We start from the raw sequence: 17,074 nt of genomic DNA, 5'->3' as shown, positions 1-17,074 counted from the left end.
TTCGCCCCGGTTCCCGCCAATCCTCGACGGCCTCGATCGGTCTCGCCCGCCTAAAACCGCTCGTTAAGGTTACCGCGCTAACGTGCTATCCTTGGCGCGAAAGGCGGAACGGCATGCAGGGTGTGCTCGAAGAGCAGGACGGCGAAACATTGGGACGCGGTGCACCGCGCCGCAAGCTGTTCCTGGCCACGAGCGTCGCGCAGACTGCGGCGCACTCCCGGGTCGATGTCTTCAACCTGTCGGTCACGGGCCTGTTGCTGGGCACGACCGCGGCGCTCGATCTCGACGAACCGGTGGCAATCGTCCTGCCCGATAGCGGCGAAAGGTTGGCGCGGATCGTCTGGTCTTCAGATAATCTCTATGGCTGCCGGTTCGATGTCCCGCTCGCGGAGAGCGAGCTCGAGGCGGCTTTGCGCCATGCCATTCCGGAAGGCCCGCAATCCGCAGGCGCGCCGCTTGCAGACGAAACCTTCGGCCAGCGGCTCAAGCGCATGCGCTCGGCGTCGCGCTTCTCGATGGTCGAACTGGCCGAGCGGGTCGGGGTGACCAAGCCCACGCTGTGGAAGTGGGAAACCGGCAAGGCGCGCCCGCGCGAGGCGGCGCTCGACCAGCTTGCCGCCGCGCTCGGCACGACCAAGGTCGCGCTGCTCTATGGACGCGGGGCAGGGGTGGATCACATCCGGGCAGACACTGCCGAAGGCAGCCGACAACCGCAGAAACTTGCCCAAGTCATCGCGCGCTGCCGCAGCGAGATCGCCGATTGCGCGGGTGCCTACGCCAGCCAGGTCTCGATCACAATCGACTGGGGCTGAGCCGTCCCGATTTGACCCGCCGTGCGGTTGCGATTCGCGCAACCCGGCGAGGCGTGATAGTTTCCTTGCCGGGACTCGGGGGAATGCTTCCATGCAACGGCCTGCCAACCTGCTGAAATGCTGCGCGTTCGCGCTGTTGCTTGGCGCGCCTGCTGCGAGCGGAGCGAGGGACGGCGAAGGGGGCGTACCGCCGCTCGCCGCAAGTGCCGCGAGCGTAAGCGCCGACGTCATGACGGACGAGGTTCCGCTCGAGGATTACGACGAGCCCGTGATCGTATTCGGAAAGGCCGTGGACCTTGCAGGCACCGATATCGAACCAGGGCATGCTGGCCTCAGCCCGGGGCTGGTCGGCCTGCCCAGCGGTCGGCCACTCGCCGCCGCGAGGATCAGCAGCGGATACGGCATGCGGTACCACCCGGTCCTGGGTGGCAACCGCTTCCATGCGGGCGTCGATCTCGTGGCGGCGACGGGTACGCCGGTCGCCGCGACGTCTGCCGGCCGCGTGACGACTGCGGGCTGGAGCGGGAATTACGGCATCCTCGTCGCGATCTCGCATGGCGGCTCGGTCGAGACGCGCTATGCCCACCTCTCGGCCGTCGCCGTCCGCGCAGGCGAGACGGTCAAGCAGGGTCAGGTGATCGGCTATGTCGGATCGACCGGACGCTCCACCGGCCCGCATTTGCATTACGAAACCCGCGTCGGGGGACGGGCGGCCAATCCTGCCAGCAGCTGGTAATCAGCCTGTCGTAATCACCACGCTGTCGCTTTCGGGATCGTAGCGCAGGTCGAGCCCCCCGGCGCGCAGCTCCGAGAAACTCAGCATCGCCTGCCCCGCAGCCGGCCTCGCCGTTCCGCGCTGGACCCCTGCCCGCGCCAGCACGGCACCGAGATCGGCGGGATCGACCAGCAGCCGCGACCGCGCGTCGATGTGGATCGGCATGCTCCCTGCCTCGCGATTGTTCACCCGCACGACCTTGCGCACGATCACCGGTTCGGTCGCGAGGGCGGCGATGGTGCCCGCGTCCGGCGCGTCGCGCGTCGTGGCGAGCGAGGGCCGGGGTGCGCCCGCTGGCGGGCCGCCGGGCCGTGCTGCGGTCAGCGCGGCAAGATCGGCGGCTTCTGCCGCGTCGATTCGCGCAGGCAAGGCTGCGTCGGCCTCGTCCACCGGCTCGGCGGCCGGCAAGTCGATGCGCGTAAAGCTCGGTAGGGGGACACGGGCCACCGGCGCGCGTGCGCCGGGGAGCAGCTCCGGCTGCACGAAGAGGACGGCCGCCACGAGCGCGGCGACGCCCGCCAGCCCCATCGCCCATGCCTGTGTTCGCCGATTGCGTGCCTGACGCACCACGCCCCTCCCGTAAGCCCTTGGACGCGTGGGCCTATCACATGGTGAAGCGGGGAGCGAGGGTCAGGCGGGCAGGCGGCTGCGATAGGTGACGTTCACCCGGTCTGACAGCAGCAGGTAGGGGAGCCATACGGCAACGCTGATCAGCACCTTCGTGATATTGCCCTGCAACAGTTCCACCAGCGCCGTCGCCACCTCCGCAGGCAGGTCCGCCTGCGATTTGACGACGCCGGCGGTGGTCAGCTGGAGCGCGATGTCGAACATCCAGGTGAGCGCCAGCATCCGCGGGAACAGCGGGATCGTGCGCAGGGCCATCACGAAGCAGACGAGGTAGAGGAAGTTCATTGCCACCACTTCGAACGCCATGGCGAGGAAGATCGCACGGGCCCAATCGGGGCCTGCCATGCTGACGGCGGGCACGGCGATGAGGAATTCGCCGCTGCGCAGAACCACGTTGAGCAGCAGGCCGATCAGCAGCGATGCCATGAAGCCGACCGGTCCGAACATCGGGTGGCGGCGCGCGGAATCGCGATCGATGGCTTCCCAGCGCCCAACGAAGGCGAGCCGGAATTGCGGCTCCCACTTGTCGACCCCGGCAGGAAACGCGGCCTCGGCAAGGCGGAAGCCCAGCGGCGGGGCCAGGGCGATCATCGCATAGGGGAGGAAGACGCTGGCGAATTCGGTGAAGCTGGCGATGGGGGCAGGTGCGGACACCATCCGCAGCGCGGCGAGCGCCAACCAGCCCAGGATCCAGTAGGGGATGGCGCGGTCCACGAAGGGACGGAGCGCGCCGACCAGTGCCCGCGACTTGCGCTCGAGCGAGGCTGCATAGCGTAAAAACGCTTGGAACAGCGCAGTTCTGTACCGTTGCGGGACCATCATAAGGAAAATGCCCTTGCCGCCGTTCGGTTTCCGATCGGGCAACCGCCCGACGTGCAACCGTAAGAATCCAAGGCTAGCTAGATGTAAAATCATTAAAAATTTGCGAATCATTGGCCCCGATTCGAAATTTGTTGCGTGGCGTAAATATACAATTTTACACCCGGTTACCTTTGGGGTTAACCCTTTTCGCCCTTACATAGCTGTAATTCCGAGATAAATTTAGTTGGTTGCCAAAAGATTGACGCCGCTCGCCGTTGGCGGGATGCTTAAGGCGTTCCGTGAGGGAACAGGCGTTTCAGATCCGGCGTAACCGTCGGATAACAAGAAAACGGTCGCGCCGGTTCCGAACACTACCCGCACGGGAACGGGGGCAAACCGGAAATAGAGGCCGGAGCCCTTTCGCTCATCTTCGGGGGTCATCCTCGATCTTGGACTAGGGTATTTGAATCATGACCAACTTCATCAAGAACTTCGCCGCTGACGAATCCGGTGCCTCGGCTGCCGAATACGCGCTGATCCTCATGGTCGTCGGCCTGGCGATCGTTGTCGGTGCTCAGGCTCTCTCGACCGCCATCGGCGGCGCGATGACCACGACCGGCACCTGCATCAGCACCAAGGGTGCGACCTGCTAAGATTTGGCGAGGCCCGCCCGGTCCAGCGGGCGGGCCTTCCATTTCAACTTGCGTTTACGGGGATCGTTGGGGGCACATATCATGGACAGGCGGAATCTCATTATCGCCGGCGTCGCCGTCTTGCTGGGCGTCATCGCGGTCTATCTGACCAATTCCTATTTTTCCGGCGTGGAAGAAGAACAGGCACGGATCGCGGAAGAGCAGAAGCTCGTCCAGGTCGCCGTCGCCACGCAGGACCTCGGCTTCGGTACCCCGCTGACGCAGGACAATACGCGGCTGGTCAACTGGCCGGCGCAATCGGTCCCGACCGGCGCGATCACCGACATCAACCGTTTTGCCGGCACCGAGGTCGCCATCCGGCCCATCGCCGCGGGCGAACCGATCCTCACTTCCAGAATTTCCGAGCGCGCCGTCCTGTCGGAGAACATTCCGCAGAACATGCGCGCCGTGACCGTCCCCGTGGACGACTTCACCGGCGTGGCCGGTTTCGTCACGCCAGGCGATGCAGTCGACGTCATGCTGACGCGCAACATCCCCGGGGATGGCGCGAGCAATGATGACAAGATGACCACCGTCGTGCTCGAGAACACGCAGGTGCTGGCGATCGACCGCCGCGCCAGCGAAACCGACACCGAGGCGCAGGAACTCAAGATGGCGACGCTGCTGGTCGATCCCTATGGCGCGCAGAAGCTGGCGCTCAGCGCCCAGGTCGGCAAGCTCAGCCTCGCGCTGCGCAATGTCGAGGACCAGCAGGTTGGCGGCACGCAGACTGTGACCCGCAACGATCTCGGCGGGCGCGGCTTGCGGATATCCGACCGCTCGGCCCGTTCCGCGCCCGCCCCCGCGCCGTCGCGCGTGGCCTATCGTCCGGCGGCGGCTGCCGCTTCCGTTCCCAGCCTGGCACCGGCTTACCGCGGCCCGTCCATGCTGATCTACCGCGGTACCGAAGGCGAACGCCAGGAGGTTGCCCGTGGAAACTAAGTCGCTGCTGAAACGCGCGGCCTGCGCAGCGCTGCCCGCGCTGCTGCTGGCCGCCGCCCCGGCCCCGCTGGCCGCCCAGTCGATGGGCATCCATGCCGGTGCGCTCGATATCCCCATGAACAAGAGCCAGGTGGTCACCGCCGATCGCCCGATCGGCAAGGTGCTGGTGGGCAATTCCGACATCGCCGATGTCGTCGCGCTGACCGATCGTTCGATCTACGTGCTCGGCAAGGCGATGGGCACCACCAGCCTGACGCTCTACGACAATGGCGGGCGCGTGCTGTCGGTGATGGACATTTCGGTCGGCCCCGATGCGGAAGCCTTCCGCACGCAGGTCGCCCGGCTGATGCCCGGATCGCAGATCGATGCGCAGATTTCGGGCGACTCGCTCGTCCTCACCGGCCTGGCCAGCGATGTCGGCATGGTGGACCGCGCGGTCCAGCTTGCCCGCACCTACGCCGGCGACAAGGTCGTCAACATGATCGGCCTGAGCGCCAGCCAGCAAGTCATGCTCGAAGTGCGCTTCGCAGAAGTGAACCGCTCGGTGGGCGAGGACATCGGCCTGCGCGGCTTCGGGATCAACGATTCGGGTAGCTTCGGCTTTGCCCAGGGCCCCGGCTCGGGCACAGGAGCCGGCGCGATCAACCAGGCAACCGATCTCCTGCGCATCGACACGATCCAGAACAGCTTCGGCGTGATCGGCGCCTCGTTCCGCGCGCTGGGCCTCAATTTCGACGGCTACATCAACGCGCTGGAAGACAAGGGCTTCGCCAAGACGCTGGCAGAGCCGACCCTCGTCGCACTTTCCGGCGAGAAGGCCTCGTTCCTCGCCGGCGGCGAGTTTCCGATCCCGGTCGTCCAGTCGGGCGGCGGGTTCACGAGCGGCGATGGCGGGGGCCGCGTCACTATCGAATTCAAGCCCTTCGGCGTGAGCCTCGGCTTCACCCCGACCGTGCTGGGCGACAACACGATCAACCTGATCGTCGAGCCCGAGGTCAGCGCAATCGACCCGGCCGCCTCGATTTCTTTCAACGGCATCAGCATTCCCGGCCTCCAGACCCGCCGCGCCTCGACCACGCTCGAGCTGCGCGACGGCGAGAGCTTCGCGATCGCGGGGCTGCTGCAGCAGGACTTCAAGACCACGGTCAACCAGGTCCCGCTGCTCGGCAATATCCCCATCCTCGGCGCGCTGTTCCGTTCGACCCAGTACCAGAAGGGCGAGACCGAACTGCTGATCGTGGTCACGCCGCGGCTGGTGAAGCCGATCCGGCCCGACCAGGTCCGCCTGCCGACCGACCGGGTGGAAGACCCAACCGCCGCCGGCACGGTCCTGCTGGGCGATTCCTACGATCCGGTGCCCGCAAGCCAGCTTGCCGGCCCGCAGACACCGACCGGCGCCGGGGAGGGCGACGACTATGAATACTGATCGTATCCTGCCGCTCGCCGGTGCGCTCGTCCTGCTGGGCGGCTGCACCACCAATTCGATGCTGGAACAGCCGGGCGATGCCGCCTTCGGCGAAGCCAACCGGATGACCATGATGGCGCAGGTGGTGAACCCGGACCCGGTCTACGATGGCGACATGGTCACCAGCGGCGATCACGCCGCCGATGCGGTCGACCGCTATCGCAACGACCAGGTCAAGCAGCCGGATTCGATCCGCACGACCGACGCGGGTGCGGACGAAGGTCCGAACTAAGCGGGACAGGAGGGGGCTCCAGCGATGAAGGGCATAGCGAAGCGATTTACGGAAGCGAAGCGGACGCTGCGCCGCGCGCCCGTGCGCAGCGCGCTGCTCGACGACGAAAGCGGCGCCATGGCCGCGACCTATGGTCTGGCCCTGTTCGCGCTCGTCGGCGCGGCCGGGGTTGCGTGGGACTGGAACCGGCTCACCACGCTCGACAGCGAATTGCAGGCCGCCGCCGACCAGGCCGCGCTCGCCGCCGCCACCCAGCTCGACGGGCAGAGCGGTGCCATCGCGCGTGCAACCGCTGCGGCGAGCAATCTCGTGAATAATGCCACGATCCTTTCGAACGATGGCAAAGGGACGGCTATCGAAGTCGACACGCTGACCTTCTATTCCGGTTACGACCAAGCCGCCGACTCCTACAAGAGTGCCACAAGCGCCGATGGCTCTGCTCGCGTTGTGAAGATCGTTCTAAAGACGCGCGATGCGGTTTACACGATGACCCCGGTCGTCAGCCTTCTGCGCCGCACGACTGTTCCGGCCGAGGCTACCGCCTCGCTCGGTTCGGCCATCTGCAACACGCCGCCCGTTTTCATGTGCAATCCGCTCGAAGAGGAACCCGGCTCGCCCGATTTCAATCCGGCGAGCTGGGTCGGGCGCGGCCTGCGCCTCATCACCGACGACGCCGGCGCGCCGGGCAATTTCGGCTTCCTGCGTAACGGGCTCGGCAACGGCACCCCGGAAGTGGCCAAGTCGCTCGGCTGGGACAGGCAGCCCGGCGAATGCGTGCCGGGCAATGGCGTGACCACCGAACCGGGCCTGAAGGACGTGGTCTTCAACGCGCTGAACACCCGCTTCGATCTCGACGTGAACGGGGCGAACACCTGCCCCGGCGGCGGCGCGAATTGTTCTGCAGCAGCCAATGTTCGCAAGGATCTGGTCAAGGGCAACGGCGCAGGTAACTGCGGCGTCGCACCCAACGACAAGGCAGCCGGCCAGACCTGGCGGCAGGCGACCAAGCGCTATCGCCCGGGCGAGCCGCTGACGGGCGTCGAGGTCATGGGCCTGCCGCGCGACGATTGTCACGGTGTCAGCCTGACAGGCAATTGCGGCCTCGACAAATACAACACGATCGGTGACGGCAACTGGAACCGGGACGCCTATTTCCAGGTCAACTTCGGCTGGGACAGCGCGACCTGGAAAGCCAAGGCGGGCATGCCGAGCAACCCGACCCGCTACCAGGTCTATAAGTGGGAGATCGCAAATCCCACGCTCGCCATCGCCGCCCCCGGTACGACCGTGGGCGCGTCCAAGCCGATCAGCAGCCCCAGCGGGTTCCGCAGCAACCCGACGCCGGTCTGCCGCGCAACCGGGGATGCCAACCGCCGCGTGATCACCGCCGCTGTGATCAACTGCAAGGCGCAGGGGGTGGCAGGGCACAAGGAAGGCGTCCAGGTCGCGCACTGGATCGAAGTCTTCCTCGTCGAACCGCCCTATAATCGGAGCGACGAGGCGGGGACCAAATACACCGACGCGAACGACGTCTATGTCGAGGTCATCCGGGCCGTCGACGTGGGTGACGACGGCAATGTCGGTCAGGTGGTACGGCGCGATATCCCGTATCTGATCCGATGACCCGCTTCCTCCGCCTTTTCCTGCGTGACACATCGGGCGTTGCCGCCGCCGAACTGGCGCTGATGCTGCCGCTGCTCGCGCTGCTGTTGTTTGGCGGGATGGAGCTGAGCAACCTCATGTGGGCCGAACACCAGGTGGTGAAATCGGTGCGCAACGGCGCGCGCTTCGCGGCGCGGCAGGCCCCGAGCAACTTCACCTGCGGCGCGTCCAACCTAGGAGCGGCCGACACGCAGGTCCGCAATTTGATCCGCACGGGAAGTCTCGATGGTCAGGGCGATCCGGTCGTACGCAAGTGGACCGACGGGAGTGCGTCCACGATTGCGATCTCGGTCGAGTGCGACACGGCGTCGGCCTATTCGACCGGCGGGATCTATCGCGACGCTTCGGGCACAGGCTCGCCTGCCATCCCCTCGGCAATGCGCGTCAAGATCGACGTGACCGTCCCCTATCCCGCCCTCTTCGGCACCTTCTCGCTCGGCAGCTACAATCTGCGCGCCGAGGGGCAGAGCCCGGTTACGGGGTTCTGATCATGGTCCGGCGCTTCTTCACCCGTTTCCTGCGCGACGAGAGCGGTGCGGCCGCCGAATACGCGCTCGTGCTGCCGCTCGCGGTCCTGCTGTTCATCGGCATCCTCGATGGCGGGCGGTACATGTGGCAATTGAGCCGCGCGGAAAAGGCCACACAAGCCGGGGCTCGCATCGCCGCGGTCACCGCCATGATCCCGCAGGGGCTTGCGAACTACACTTATGCGGTTGCTGGAGGTTTGCCGCAGGGCTCGGTCGTCGGTGAGAGTGTATTTCGGCGTGTCCGATGCACGGGGACCGGTACCGCCGCTTCGCCTGGTGTAAACTGTGCATGGGAAGGCACGCAGACCAGCGCCTATGCCCTCGCCCCCAGCGCCGCCGCTTTCGGCCAGGTCTATGATCGCATGGAACAGTTCATGCCGGGTCTGCGGCCGACCGAGGTGCAGGTGGTCTATACCAATTCCGGCCTCGGCTTTGCCGGCGATCCGAGTGGGCCCGACGTCAGCCCGATTATCACCGTGCGCCTCGTCGGCGTGCAGTTCTCGCCGATCTTCAGCGGCATCTACGGCACCTGGGGCATGCCGACGGCGGAATATTCGATCTCGCAGGAAGACGGCATCGGCGCCTGCTTCGAGGAATATCCCGGCGCCAACGCAGCGAATTGCGATCTGGGTTAGCATGATGGGCAAGGACACCTCCATTTTCGAACTCGACAAGGAACTGGCATTGCCTACGTCCGTGCCCCTGACGATCGTCGCCGCGCGGCACCAGATCGAGCCGCTGCGCGCTGCCGCGGCGTCGGGCTGGCTGGCCGAAGCGAGCTTCCTCGAATGCGCGATCGATGAAGCGCTCCCGCTCGAAGGGATTCCGCACACCGGCGTCGCCGTGGTGGAGGTCAATCCTGGCGTCTCGCGCAGCATGGACCGGATCAAGCAGTTCCACCTCGAGCGCCCGGACGTGACGCTGGTGGTCGCCATTGCCGAAGCCGACGTGCGCACCGTCCGCATGCTGGTGCGCGAAGGCGTGGCCGATGTCGTCGCCCTGCCCTTCTCGGCCGAGGAGATCTTCGAAACGCTGGTGGCGGTGATGGAAACGGCCCCTGCCACCGCCGAGCAACGCACCCGCCTCGCGCCCGTGTTCGCCCTGATGCGGGCAACCGGCGGCGTAGGCGCGACGTCGATCGCCACCCATCTCGCCGCGGCGATCGCGGCGGAAGGCCATCGTGTCTGCGTGATCGACCTCGACATCCAGTCGGGGCGGGTCGCAGAAGTTCTCGGGCTCTCCGCCCGCCGCAATCTCACCGACCTGCTCGAGGCCGGACTGCGGCTCGACGATGCCGTGCTGCGCTCGGTTGTCGCGCACCACGACAGCGGCGTCGACATCGTCGCAGCACCTGCCGAAATCGTCCCGATCGAAGCGATCGAGGAACCGGCGCTCGCCCGCCTGCTCCAGCTGGTGCGGCAGGACTACGACTATGTCGTGATCGATTTCCCGGCGAACCTCGCCAACTGGTCGCTGTCGGTGCTCTCGCATGCGGACGCGATCCTGCCGGTGGTCGAGCAATCGCTCGGCAGCCTGCGCCAGACGCGGCGCGTGCTCGATCTCCTGGCCGGTCTCGGGCTTGATCCGCGGCTGGTGATGCCGGTGGTCAACCGCGTCGAGAAGAGGCTCTTCAAGTCTATCGGTATCGGCGATGTCGAGCATGCACTCGGCCGCTCGGTCACCGCCACGGTCGCCAGTGAGCCCCAGGCGCTGACCGCCGCGCAGGACCAGGGCCTGCTGATCGGTTCGACCAAATCCAAGAGCGCATTTTCTTCGGACATCCGCCGCCTGGCGGAGCTGGTCCTCGCACGATACCCCGCAGGAGGGACACAATGAAGTGGCAGTTCAGGACCCAGGCCGCGAATGAGGTCGAGACGCCTTTCGACGTGCCGGCGCCTACCCTAGTGCCCGTAGCCAGCGATCCCGAGATCGAGAAATTCCTCGCGCTCAAGACCACGATCCATCGCAAGCTGCTCGACGCCATCAATCTCTCCAACCTGGAGAAGATGTCGCGCGCGCAGGTCGAGGAAGAGGTCGGCGAAATCGTCCTTGCCTTGCTGATCGACGAAGACGCCGCGCTAAACATGCGCGAGCGCGAGCGACTGGTGGGCGAAGTCCTCGACGAGCTGCTCGGCCTCGGCCCGCTCGAGCCGCTGCTGGCGGACGAGACCATCACCGACATCCTCGTCAACGGCTACAAGGACGTGTTCGTCGAACGCGCCGGCCTGCTCGAACGCACGCCGACCCGTTTCAAGGACGAGGCGCACCTGATCCGCATCATTCAGAAGATCGTCAGCGCGGTCGGCCGCCGGGTCGACGAATCCTCGCCCTTCGTCGATGCGCGCCTCGCCGACGGGTCCCGCGTCAACGCGATCGTGGCCCCGCTCGCGATCGACGGCTCGCTGCTCTCGATCCGCAAGTTCGCCAAGAAGCGGATCGGTATGGAGCGGCTCATCGAACTGGGCAGCATCCCCTCCGCCGTTGCCGAAGTCCTGTCTGCCATCGTCCAGTCGCGCCGCAACGTGCTGATCTCGGGCGGCACCGGCTCGGGCAAGACGACCCTGCTCAATGCCCTTTCGGCCTATATCGACGGGCGCGAGCGCATCGTGACGATTGAGGACTCGGCCGAACTCCAGCTGCAGCAGGAGCATGTCGCCCGGCTCGAAACGCGCCCCGCCAATATCGAAGGCCGCGGCGAGGTGACCCAGCGCGATCTCGTCAAGAATGCGCTGCGCATGCGTCCCGACCGTATCATCCTGGGCGAAATCCGCGCCGGCGAAGCCTTCGACATGCTGCAGGCGATGAACACCGGCCACGACGGCTCGATGACCACCGTGCACGCCAACACCGCGCGCGACTCGCTATCGCGCGTCGAACAGATGGTCGGCATGAGCGGCGTCGAGATTTCGCCCGACTCCGCCCGCGCGCAGATCGCCTCGGCGATCAATGTCGTCGTCCAGATCGGGCGCCAGGCCGACGGCCGCCGTCGACTGCTGTCGCTGTCCGAAATCGTCGGCATGGAAGGCCAGACCATCTCGATGCAGGAAATCTTCCGGTTCAAGATGACCGGCCGCAGCGAAAACGGTGACGTGCTCGGCCAGCACGAGGCGACCGGGATCCGACCGAAGTTCCTCGATGTCGCACGCGATCACGGGTTCGACCTGCCGGCCGATCTGTTCCGTCCCTCGCTCAACCTGGGAGCGGCATGATGCTGAGCTCGGAGATTGTCCGCTTCCTCGCCCTGCTGGCGGTCTTCGTGGCGATCTTCCTGCTCGCGCAGTCGATGATTTCGGTCGGCGTCGCGGGCCGCGCACACAGTAGCGCGGTCAACAAGCGGCTCAAGCTGATCGCCTTCGGTACCGACCGCGCAGAAATCATCGGCAAGCTGCGCAAGCATGACCCGCTCGCCATGCGCGATTTCGGGATTTTCGCCGCGCCGATGGCGAAATTGAAGCGCAACCTCATGATGGCGGCGGTGCCGTTCGGCCTGTGGCAGGTCCTGCTCGCCATGAGCGTCGTCTTCGCCGTCGCCATGCTGTTCGCATCGATGGTCACCGTGTCGTCCGGCCTGACTTTCAGCCTCGGCACGATCCAGATGATCCTCGCCTTTTCCGCCGCGCTCGCCTTCGGCTTGCCGCTGCTGGCGATCAGCTTCTTCGCCCAGCGCCGGCGCAAGAAGATGCAGGCCCAGTTCCCGGTCGCGCTCGACATCTTCGTGCGTGCGCTGCGTTCGGGCCATCCGGTGTCCTCGGCGATCGACCTGCTGACGACCGAGATGGAAGATCCGCTGGGCTCCGAATTCGGCCTCGTCGCGGACGAAGTCGCCTATGGCGCGCCGCTCAACGAAGCGCTCGAGGATCTCGCCGAACGGTGGGACCTCGAAGACATCCGCATGTTCGTCACCTCGCTCTCGGTCCAGACCGAGACCGGCGGCAACCTCGCCGAGGTGCTCGACAACCTCTCGGTCGTGATCCGCAGCCGCACGGCCCTCTATCTCAAGGTACGCGCGCTCAGTTCCGAAGGGCGGATGACCGGCTGGCTGCTCACGGCGCTGCCGATCCTGTCCTTCGTGATCCTCTTCACCAGCAACCCCGAATTCTATCTTTCGGTCGCCGAAGACCCGGTGTTCTACATCGGCTTCCCCGCGCTGATCGTCTGGTATCTTATCGGCGTGATGATGATCCGCCGGCTCGTCAACATCAGGGTGTGACATGATCGAACTTCTGATCAGCAACTCGGTCGCCAGGCTGTCTTTCCTGGTCCTGCTGTTCGCAGCCACCATCCTGCTCGTCGTCTGGGTAGGCTGGGCAGCCGGCCGCAAGATCGACGTGCGCGCCGACATCCGGCAGATTTCGGGCGAGACGCCGACCGGCCAGCGGGTCACGCTGCAGGACCGCCGCAGCACCGCGTGGACGGAGCTCGCCGACAGGATCGAGCGGGCCGGCATCAGCCTGGCCGACAACGACATGGACGGCTTGCGCGAACGCCTGCTGGCCGCCGGCTTCACTTCGCCAGCGGCGCCCAAGCTCTATACGCTTGTCCGCCTTGTCCTCGTCTTCGCGTTTCCGCTTGCCTATTTCGCTTACGTCAAGGCGACCGGCACCGAGCTTTCGACCGCCAAGTTCTACCTTTTCGGATTGATCCTCGCCGCGCTCGGCCTTTACGTGCCGACCCTGCTCGTGCGCGCCCGGGCAGACCGGCGGTGCGAGGAAATCACCAACGGCTTCCCCGATTGCCTCGACCTGATGCTGGTCTGCGTTGAGGCCGGCCTCGGCCTCGAAGCCGCGATGGACCGGGTCGGCCGCGAGCTGGTCAACACCCATCCGCTGGTTTCGCGCATGCTTTCGACCGCGACGCTGCAATTGCGCGCGGGTGCCCAGCGGCAGGACGCCCTGCGCCAGATGGGCGAACGTTCCGGCGTGCAGGAAGTGAAGAGCTTCGCGACGCTGCTGATCCAGTCCGACAAGCTTGGCACCAGCATCGCCGACACGCTGCGCGTCTATGCCGCCGAAATGCGCGAGAAACGCCGCCTGCGCGCCGAAGAAAAGGCCTATCGCCTGCCCGTGCTCATCTCGATCCCGCTGGTCGTGTTCATGCTGCCGACGATGATCGGCGTCATCATGCTGCCGGGGGTCGTGCAGATTGTCCGTGAAATCATTCCTGCCCTGACGAGGTGAATCATGAAAAAGCTCCCACAGATCGTATTGGTGACCGCCGCGTCCCTGACGCTTGCCGGATGCCAGAGCCCGTTCTTCGCCAGCCTCGGGTTCGGCAAGACCGACAAGCGCGTGCGTGAGGCCCCGGCGCAGGTCGCCGGGGCCCAGCTCGTCGAGGAAGGGCGCACCTACCTCGCGCAAGGCCGGATTTCCGCCGCGGTGGCATCGTTCCGCCTCGCCCGAATGGATCCGACGACTGTTGCCGAGGCCGAAAACGGTCTCGGCGTGGCTTACGCCAAGCTCGGCCGGTTCGACCTCGCCGATCGCTATTTCCGTTCCGCCGTCGCCCAAGCGCCGGAGGACATGCGCTTCACTGCCAACTTGCTGCGCCTGCAGCGCGACGTGATGCTGGCCCGCAGTGCCACGGCCGAGCGGCTGGCTGCCGCCGAACGCGTCGTCCCGGTCGCTACCCCGGTGGCACAGGGCGAGGACGCGCCGCGCAACATGCGGGTCGCCAATGGCGTGCTCCACATCACCTCGCCCGAGGCGTTAGCGGCGAGGCCGCAGATGGAAATCGCCTTTCGCCAGAAGCCCGAGCCCAAGGTTCTGGCAGCGATGACCGAAGCCGAACCTGCGCCCGCGGCACCGGCGGTCGAAGAGAGCAAACAGAAACTCATCGTCGTCCCGCAGTGATTACCGAACCTGCTTTGATCCCCGCGGCCCTGTTTGCCGTGGTGGGGGCCGTGTGGGACGTGCGTACGCGCCGCATCCCCAACTGGCTGGTCGCGCTGCTCGCTCTGGCCGCCGCCGGAGCGACGTTGGGCATGGACGGCTGGTCCGCGCTCGGTTCCAGCGCGATCCACGCCGCGATAGCGCTGGTGGTCGGAATGGGGCTGTTCGCCTTGCGCGCGATCGGCGCGGGGGATGCCAAGTTCTACAGCGCCGCCGCGCTGGCGGTGCCGCTCGGCGCGGCCCTCCCGATGATGGGCTGGGTGGTCGCGAGCGGATTCGCCCTGCTGATCGGCATGGCCATCTGGCGTCGCGGCTTCAAGGTCGCGAAAGCAGGCAAGAAGGAAGGCTGGACGCTGCCTTTCGCCGTACCGATCGCCTGCGGCTTCCTTGCCGTGTCAGCAGGGCTCATGGGCTGACTTCGGGCTCTCCGGCGATGCCGGGGAGCGATTATCCGTGGCTGGCCGGGAAATGGATGCCCCGCAAGGATTCGAACCTTGATTGACGGAGTCAGAGTCCGCTCTCTTACCATTAGAGGACGGGGCATCATCGCTCGCCGGGCCGCGCAGAATCATTTCCGCACGCGGGAGAGGACGGCCATCTAGTTTCGGCGCCGCGCGAGGTCAACCCCGTGTGCCGCGCCGCTCTTGCCCCTCTTTCGCTTCATCGCTAGCATCGCGGGCAAGTCCCCGCATCCGGTGGTTGGTGCGGGAGGAAAAAGAAAGCTCCTGAATTATGGCGGACAATCCTCCGCCGGACATCCAAAGGGGGCCTGGAAACAAACGGGGCGGCAAGTCCGGCAAGGTAGCCGATTTCCGCTACAAGCGCCCCGTCCGGCCCGACCAGCGCAAGAACGAGACGCGCGCCGCAGCTCCCAACGGAGCGCGCAAGTCGCCATCGCCGGAGCGTAGCGCCGACCCCGCCAAGGCGGGGGCACCGCAATATCGCCAGGCCTATGCCGCGCTCGATCTGGGCACCAACAACTGCCGCCTGCTGATTGCTCGGCCGAGTGGCGAGAACTTCACCGTGATCGACGCCTTCAGCCGGGTCGTGCGCCTGGGCGAGGGCCTGGCCGCGAGCGGGCGGCTGTCGGACGAGGCGATGGAGCGCACGCTTGCGGCGCTCCAGGTCTGTGCGGAAAAGCTGCGCCGCCGCAATGTCCGCCTGGCGCGCTCGGTTGCGACGGAGGCCTGTCGGCGCGCCGCCAACGGTCCCAAGTTCATCGAACGCGTCAAGCGCGAAACCGGCATCGTGCTCGACATCATTTCCGCTCAGGAAGAGGCGCGGCTGGCCGTGCTCGGCTGCCACGTGCTGCTCGAGGACGGAACTGGCCCAGCAATCATCTTCGACATCGGCGGCGGTTCGACGGAACTCGTGCTGGTCGAGGCCGGCGGGCCGGTGCCGCGCATCCTCGACTGGCTGTCGGTGCCGTGGGGCGTGGTCTCGCTCACCGATACCGTGCCGGGCTCCGACGACAGCGAGGAGAGCCGGGTCGAACGCTACCGCCAGATGCGCCGCACGGTCTCGCGCAGCTTCGAGCCCTTTGCCGAGCGCATCGCCGACTATGCCGGCGGCAGCGAACCGATCCGCCTGCTGGGCACCAGCGGGACCGTCACGACGCTGGCGAGCCTGCATCTCGAACTGCCACAATACGATCGCCGGATGGTCGACGGCCTGATCCTGCCCTCCCAAGCGATGCGCGACATTTCCGCGCGGCTATCCAGGATGGCGGAAGGCGAGCGGCGCCAGCTTCCCTGCATCGGCGACGACCGCGCGAATCTCGTGATCGCAGGCTGCGCCATTCTCGAATCGATCCTCGATATCTGGCCTGCCGAACAGCTCGGCGTGGCCGACCGCGGGATCCGCGAGGGTATCCTGCGCAGCCTGATCGCCGCCGACGCCGAGGGCGAGCGCAGCCGTGCCGCGCTCCAGCGAATGAGGGAACAGGATGTCTAGATCGGGCAAGGACCGCGAGACGCGGGTCAAGACCGCCAAGAAGCGCACGGCATCGTCGACGCGCTGGCTCCAGCGGCAGCTCAACGACCCCTATGTGAAACAGGCCAAGGCCGAGGGTTATCGCAGCCGCGCGGCTTACAAGCTGATCGAGCTCGACGAGAAGTTCGGCTTGCTCAAGGGCGTCACCCGCGTGGTCGATCTCGGCATTGCGCCGGGCGGCTGGAGCCAGGTGGTGCGCAAGGTCAAACCGCAGGCGCATGTCGTCGGCATCGACCTGCTCGAGGTCGAACCGATCGAGGGCGTCACCATCTTCCAGATGGATTTCATGGATGATGATGCGCCGCGCGTGCTCGAAGAGGCGCTGGGCGGCAAGGCGGAACTCGTGATGAGCGACATGGCCGCCAACACCGTCGGCCACAAGCAAACCGATCACCTGCGCACGATGGGCCTCGTGGAAGCGGGCGCATGGTTTGCGATCGAGAACCTTGCGCCGGGCGGAACTTTCCTCGCCAAGGTGCTGGCGGGCGGGACCGACAACGACCTGCTCGCCCTGCTCAAGCAGCACTTCAAAACCGTCAAGCATGCCAAGCCGCCCGCGAGCCGCAAGGGCTCGAGCGAGTGGTATGTCATCGCGCAAGGCTTCAAGGGCTGACGCAGGAAAAGAAAAGGCCCCGCCGAAGCGGGGCCTTTCTTTGATC

General features: G+C 66.1%; 19 protein-coding genes and 1 tRNA gene. 17 read left to right on the top strand and 3 right to left on the bottom strand.

All coding sequences use genetic code 11. The features are described from left to right. The first annotated feature begins 113 nt into the window (after positions 1-113). Complete coding sequence (locus K3172_RS03985; protein WP_221587174.1) at positions 114-812, top strand: helix-turn-helix domain-containing protein; 699 nt, start codon at positions 114-116, stop codon at positions 810-812. 91 nt (positions 813-903) lie between these two features. Then, on the top strand, positions 904-1,548 hold the full coding sequence (locus tag K3172_RS03980) for a M23 family metallopeptidase (RefSeq protein ID WP_221587172.1): 645 nt from the start codon (positions 904-906) through the stop codon (positions 1,546-1,548). Here the strand turns inward: K3172_RS03980 and K3172_RS03975 are convergent, their stop codons facing one another. Together K3172_RS03975 and K3172_RS03970 are read right to left on the bottom strand one after the other, a co-directional pair. Continuing rightward, a complete protein-coding gene (locus K3172_RS03975) occupies positions 1,549-2,154 on the bottom strand; it encodes a hypothetical protein (protein WP_221587170.1) in 606 nt (201 codons plus the stop codon). 63 nt (positions 2,155-2,217) lie between these two features. Continuing rightward, positions 2,218-3,036, bottom strand: a complete 819-nt coding sequence (locus tag K3172_RS03970; protein WP_221587168.1) for a DUF2569 domain-containing protein — start codon at positions 3,034-3,036, stop codon at positions 2,218-2,220. 449 nt (positions 3,037-3,485) lie between these two features. Here K3172_RS03970 and K3172_RS03965 point away from each other — a divergent pair, with 449 nt between their 5' ends. From K3172_RS03965 to K3172_RS03905, 13 genes are all read left to right on the top strand, one after another. Then, positions 3,486-3,668, top strand: a complete 183-nt coding sequence (locus K3172_RS03965; protein ID WP_221587166.1) for a Flp family type IVb pilin — start codon at positions 3,486-3,488, stop codon at positions 3,666-3,668. A gap of 81 nt (positions 3,669-3,749) precedes the next feature. After that, positions 3,750-4,649, top strand: coding sequence for a Flp pilus assembly protein CpaB (gene cpaB / locus K3172_RS03960; protein ID WP_221587164.1), 900 nt, complete (start codon positions 3,750-3,752; stop codon positions 4,647-4,649). Next, positions 4,639-6,075, top strand: a complete 1,437-nt coding sequence (locus tag K3172_RS03955) for a type II and III secretion system protein family protein (protein ID WP_345725586.1) — start codon at positions 4,639-4,641, stop codon at positions 6,073-6,075. The genes cpaB and K3172_RS03955 overlap by 11 nt, the downstream gene beginning before the upstream one ends. Next, on the top strand, positions 6,065-6,346 hold the full coding sequence (locus K3172_RS03950; protein WP_247717918.1) for a hypothetical protein: 282 nt from the start codon (positions 6,065-6,067) through the stop codon (positions 6,344-6,346). Before K3172_RS03955 ends, K3172_RS03950 begins: the two co-directional genes overlap by 11 nt. A gap of 24 nt (positions 6,347-6,370) precedes the next feature. Beyond that, the gene (locus K3172_RS03945) at positions 6,371-7,969 is read left to right on the top strand and encodes a pilus assembly protein TadG-related protein (RefSeq protein WP_221587162.1); all 1,599 of its coding nucleotides are present in this window, start codon (positions 6,371-6,373) and stop codon (positions 7,967-7,969) included. Then, positions 7,966-8,496, top strand: a complete 531-nt coding sequence (locus K3172_RS03940; RefSeq protein ID WP_221587160.1) for a TadE/TadG family type IV pilus assembly protein — start codon at positions 7,966-7,968, stop codon at positions 8,494-8,496. Before K3172_RS03945 ends, K3172_RS03940 begins: the two co-directional genes overlap by 4 nt. 2 nt (positions 8,497-8,498) lie before the next feature. Further along, a complete protein-coding gene (locus K3172_RS03935; RefSeq protein ID WP_221587158.1) occupies positions 8,499-9,170 on the top strand; it encodes a TadE/TadG family type IV pilus assembly protein in 672 nt (223 codons plus the stop codon). Between the two features lies 1 nt (position 9,171). Next, the gene (locus K3172_RS03930; protein ID WP_221587156.1) at positions 9,172-10,371 is read left to right on the top strand and encodes a CpaE/TadZ family protein; all 1,200 of its coding nucleotides are present in this window, start codon (positions 9,172-9,174) and stop codon (positions 10,369-10,371) included. Continuing rightward, positions 10,368-11,744 (top strand): TadA family conjugal transfer-associated ATPase, encoded by a 1,377-nt coding sequence (locus K3172_RS03925; protein WP_221587154.1) that lies wholly within the window; start codon positions 10,368-10,370, stop codon positions 11,742-11,744. Before K3172_RS03930 ends, K3172_RS03925 begins: the two co-directional genes overlap by 4 nt. Beyond that, on the top strand, positions 11,741-12,745 hold the full coding sequence (locus K3172_RS03920; RefSeq protein WP_247717917.1) for a type II secretion system F family protein: 1,005 nt from the start codon (positions 11,741-11,743) through the stop codon (positions 12,743-12,745). The genes K3172_RS03925 and K3172_RS03920 overlap by 4 nt, the downstream gene beginning before the upstream one ends. A gap of 1 nt (position 12,746) precedes the next feature. Continuing rightward, a complete protein-coding gene (locus K3172_RS03915; RefSeq protein ID WP_221587152.1) occupies positions 12,747-13,712 on the top strand; it encodes a type II secretion system F family protein in 966 nt (321 codons plus the stop codon). A gap of 3 nt (positions 13,713-13,715) precedes the next feature. Continuing rightward, positions 13,716-14,384: a hypothetical protein gene (locus K3172_RS03910; protein WP_221587150.1), complete on the top strand. Its 669-nt coding sequence runs from the start codon at positions 13,716-13,718 to the stop codon at positions 14,382-14,384. Continuing rightward, complete coding sequence (locus K3172_RS03905; protein ID WP_221587148.1) at positions 14,381-14,839, top strand: A24 family peptidase; 459 nt, start codon at positions 14,381-14,383, stop codon at positions 14,837-14,839. The genes K3172_RS03910 and K3172_RS03905 overlap by 4 nt, the downstream gene beginning before the upstream one ends. 53 nt (positions 14,840-14,892) lie before the next feature. Here K3172_RS03905 and K3172_RS03900 read toward each other — a convergent pair. Continuing rightward, positions 14,893-14,966: transfer RNA gene (locus K3172_RS03900), tRNA-Gln, on the bottom strand. 189 nt (positions 14,967-15,155) lie between these two features. On the opposite strand from K3172_RS03900, the gene K3172_RS03895 reads away from it, so the two are divergent. Beyond that, positions 15,156-16,376: a Ppx/GppA phosphatase family protein gene (locus K3172_RS03895; RefSeq protein WP_221587146.1), complete on the top strand. Its 1,221-nt coding sequence runs from the start codon at positions 15,156-15,158 to the stop codon at positions 16,374-16,376. Further along, positions 16,369-17,028: an RlmE family RNA methyltransferase gene (locus K3172_RS03890; RefSeq protein ID WP_221587144.1), complete on the top strand. Its 660-nt coding sequence runs from the start codon at positions 16,369-16,371 to the stop codon at positions 17,026-17,028. The genes K3172_RS03895 and K3172_RS03890 overlap by 8 nt, the downstream gene beginning before the upstream one ends. Positions 17,029-17,074: the final 46 nt, after the last annotated feature.

The sequence above is a fragment of the Qipengyuania proteolytica genome, assembly GCF_019711565.1.
In the GTDB taxonomy this organism is placed as follows: domain Bacteria; phylum Pseudomonadota; class Alphaproteobacteria; order Sphingomonadales; family Sphingomonadaceae; genus Qipengyuania; species Qipengyuania proteolytica.
Note: the sequence above shows the minus strand (reverse complement) of the source record. Positions and strands in the feature narration are given on the sequence as shown.

Bases quoted from the DNA above. Each gene is read 5' to 3' on its own strand.
- K3172_RS03985 (WP_221587174.1), top strand. From the start codon at position 114: ATGCAGGGTGTGCTCGAAGAGCAGGACGGCGAAACATTGGGACGCGGT.
- K3172_RS03980 (WP_221587172.1), top strand. From the start codon at position 904: ATGCAACGGCCTGCCAACCTGCTGAAATGCTGCGCGTTCGCGCTGTTG.
- K3172_RS03970 (WP_221587168.1), bottom strand. From the start codon at position 3,036: ATGATGGTCCCGCAACGGTACAGAACTGCGCTGTTCCAAGCGTTTTTA.
- K3172_RS03965 (WP_221587166.1), top strand. From the start codon at position 3,486: ATGACCAACTTCATCAAGAACTTCGCCGCTGACGAATCCGGTGCCTCG.
- cpaB (WP_221587164.1), top strand. From the start codon at position 3,750: ATGGACAGGCGGAATCTCATTATCGCCGGCGTCGCCGTCTTGCTGGGC.
- K3172_RS03950 (WP_247717918.1), top strand. From the start codon at position 6,065: ATGAATACTGATCGTATCCTGCCGCTCGCCGGTGCGCTCGTCCTGCTG.
- K3172_RS03945 (WP_221587162.1), top strand. From the start codon at position 6,371: ATGAAGGGCATAGCGAAGCGATTTACGGAAGCGAAGCGGACGCTGCGC.
- K3172_RS03940 (WP_221587160.1), top strand. From the start codon at position 7,966: ATGACCCGCTTCCTCCGCCTTTTCCTGCGTGACACATCGGGCGTTGCC.
- K3172_RS03935 (WP_221587158.1), top strand. From the start codon at position 8,499: ATGGTCCGGCGCTTCTTCACCCGTTTCCTGCGCGACGAGAGCGGTGCG.
- K3172_RS03930 (WP_221587156.1), top strand. From the start codon at position 9,172: ATGATGGGCAAGGACACCTCCATTTTCGAACTCGACAAGGAACTGGCA.
- K3172_RS03925 (WP_221587154.1), top strand. From the start codon at position 10,368: ATGAAGTGGCAGTTCAGGACCCAGGCCGCGAATGAGGTCGAGACGCCT.
- K3172_RS03920 (WP_247717917.1), top strand. From the start codon at position 11,741: ATGATGCTGAGCTCGGAGATTGTCCGCTTCCTCGCCCTGCTGGCGGTC.
- K3172_RS03915 (WP_221587152.1), top strand. From the start codon at position 12,747: ATGATCGAACTTCTGATCAGCAACTCGGTCGCCAGGCTGTCTTTCCTG.
- K3172_RS03910 (WP_221587150.1), top strand. From the start codon at position 13,716: ATGAAAAAGCTCCCACAGATCGTATTGGTGACCGCCGCGTCCCTGACG.
- K3172_RS03895 (WP_221587146.1), top strand. From the start codon at position 15,156: ATGGCGGACAATCCTCCGCCGGACATCCAAAGGGGGCCTGGAAACAAA.
- K3172_RS03890 (WP_221587144.1), top strand. From the start codon at position 16,369: ATGTCTAGATCGGGCAAGGACCGCGAGACGCGGGTCAAGACCGCCAAG.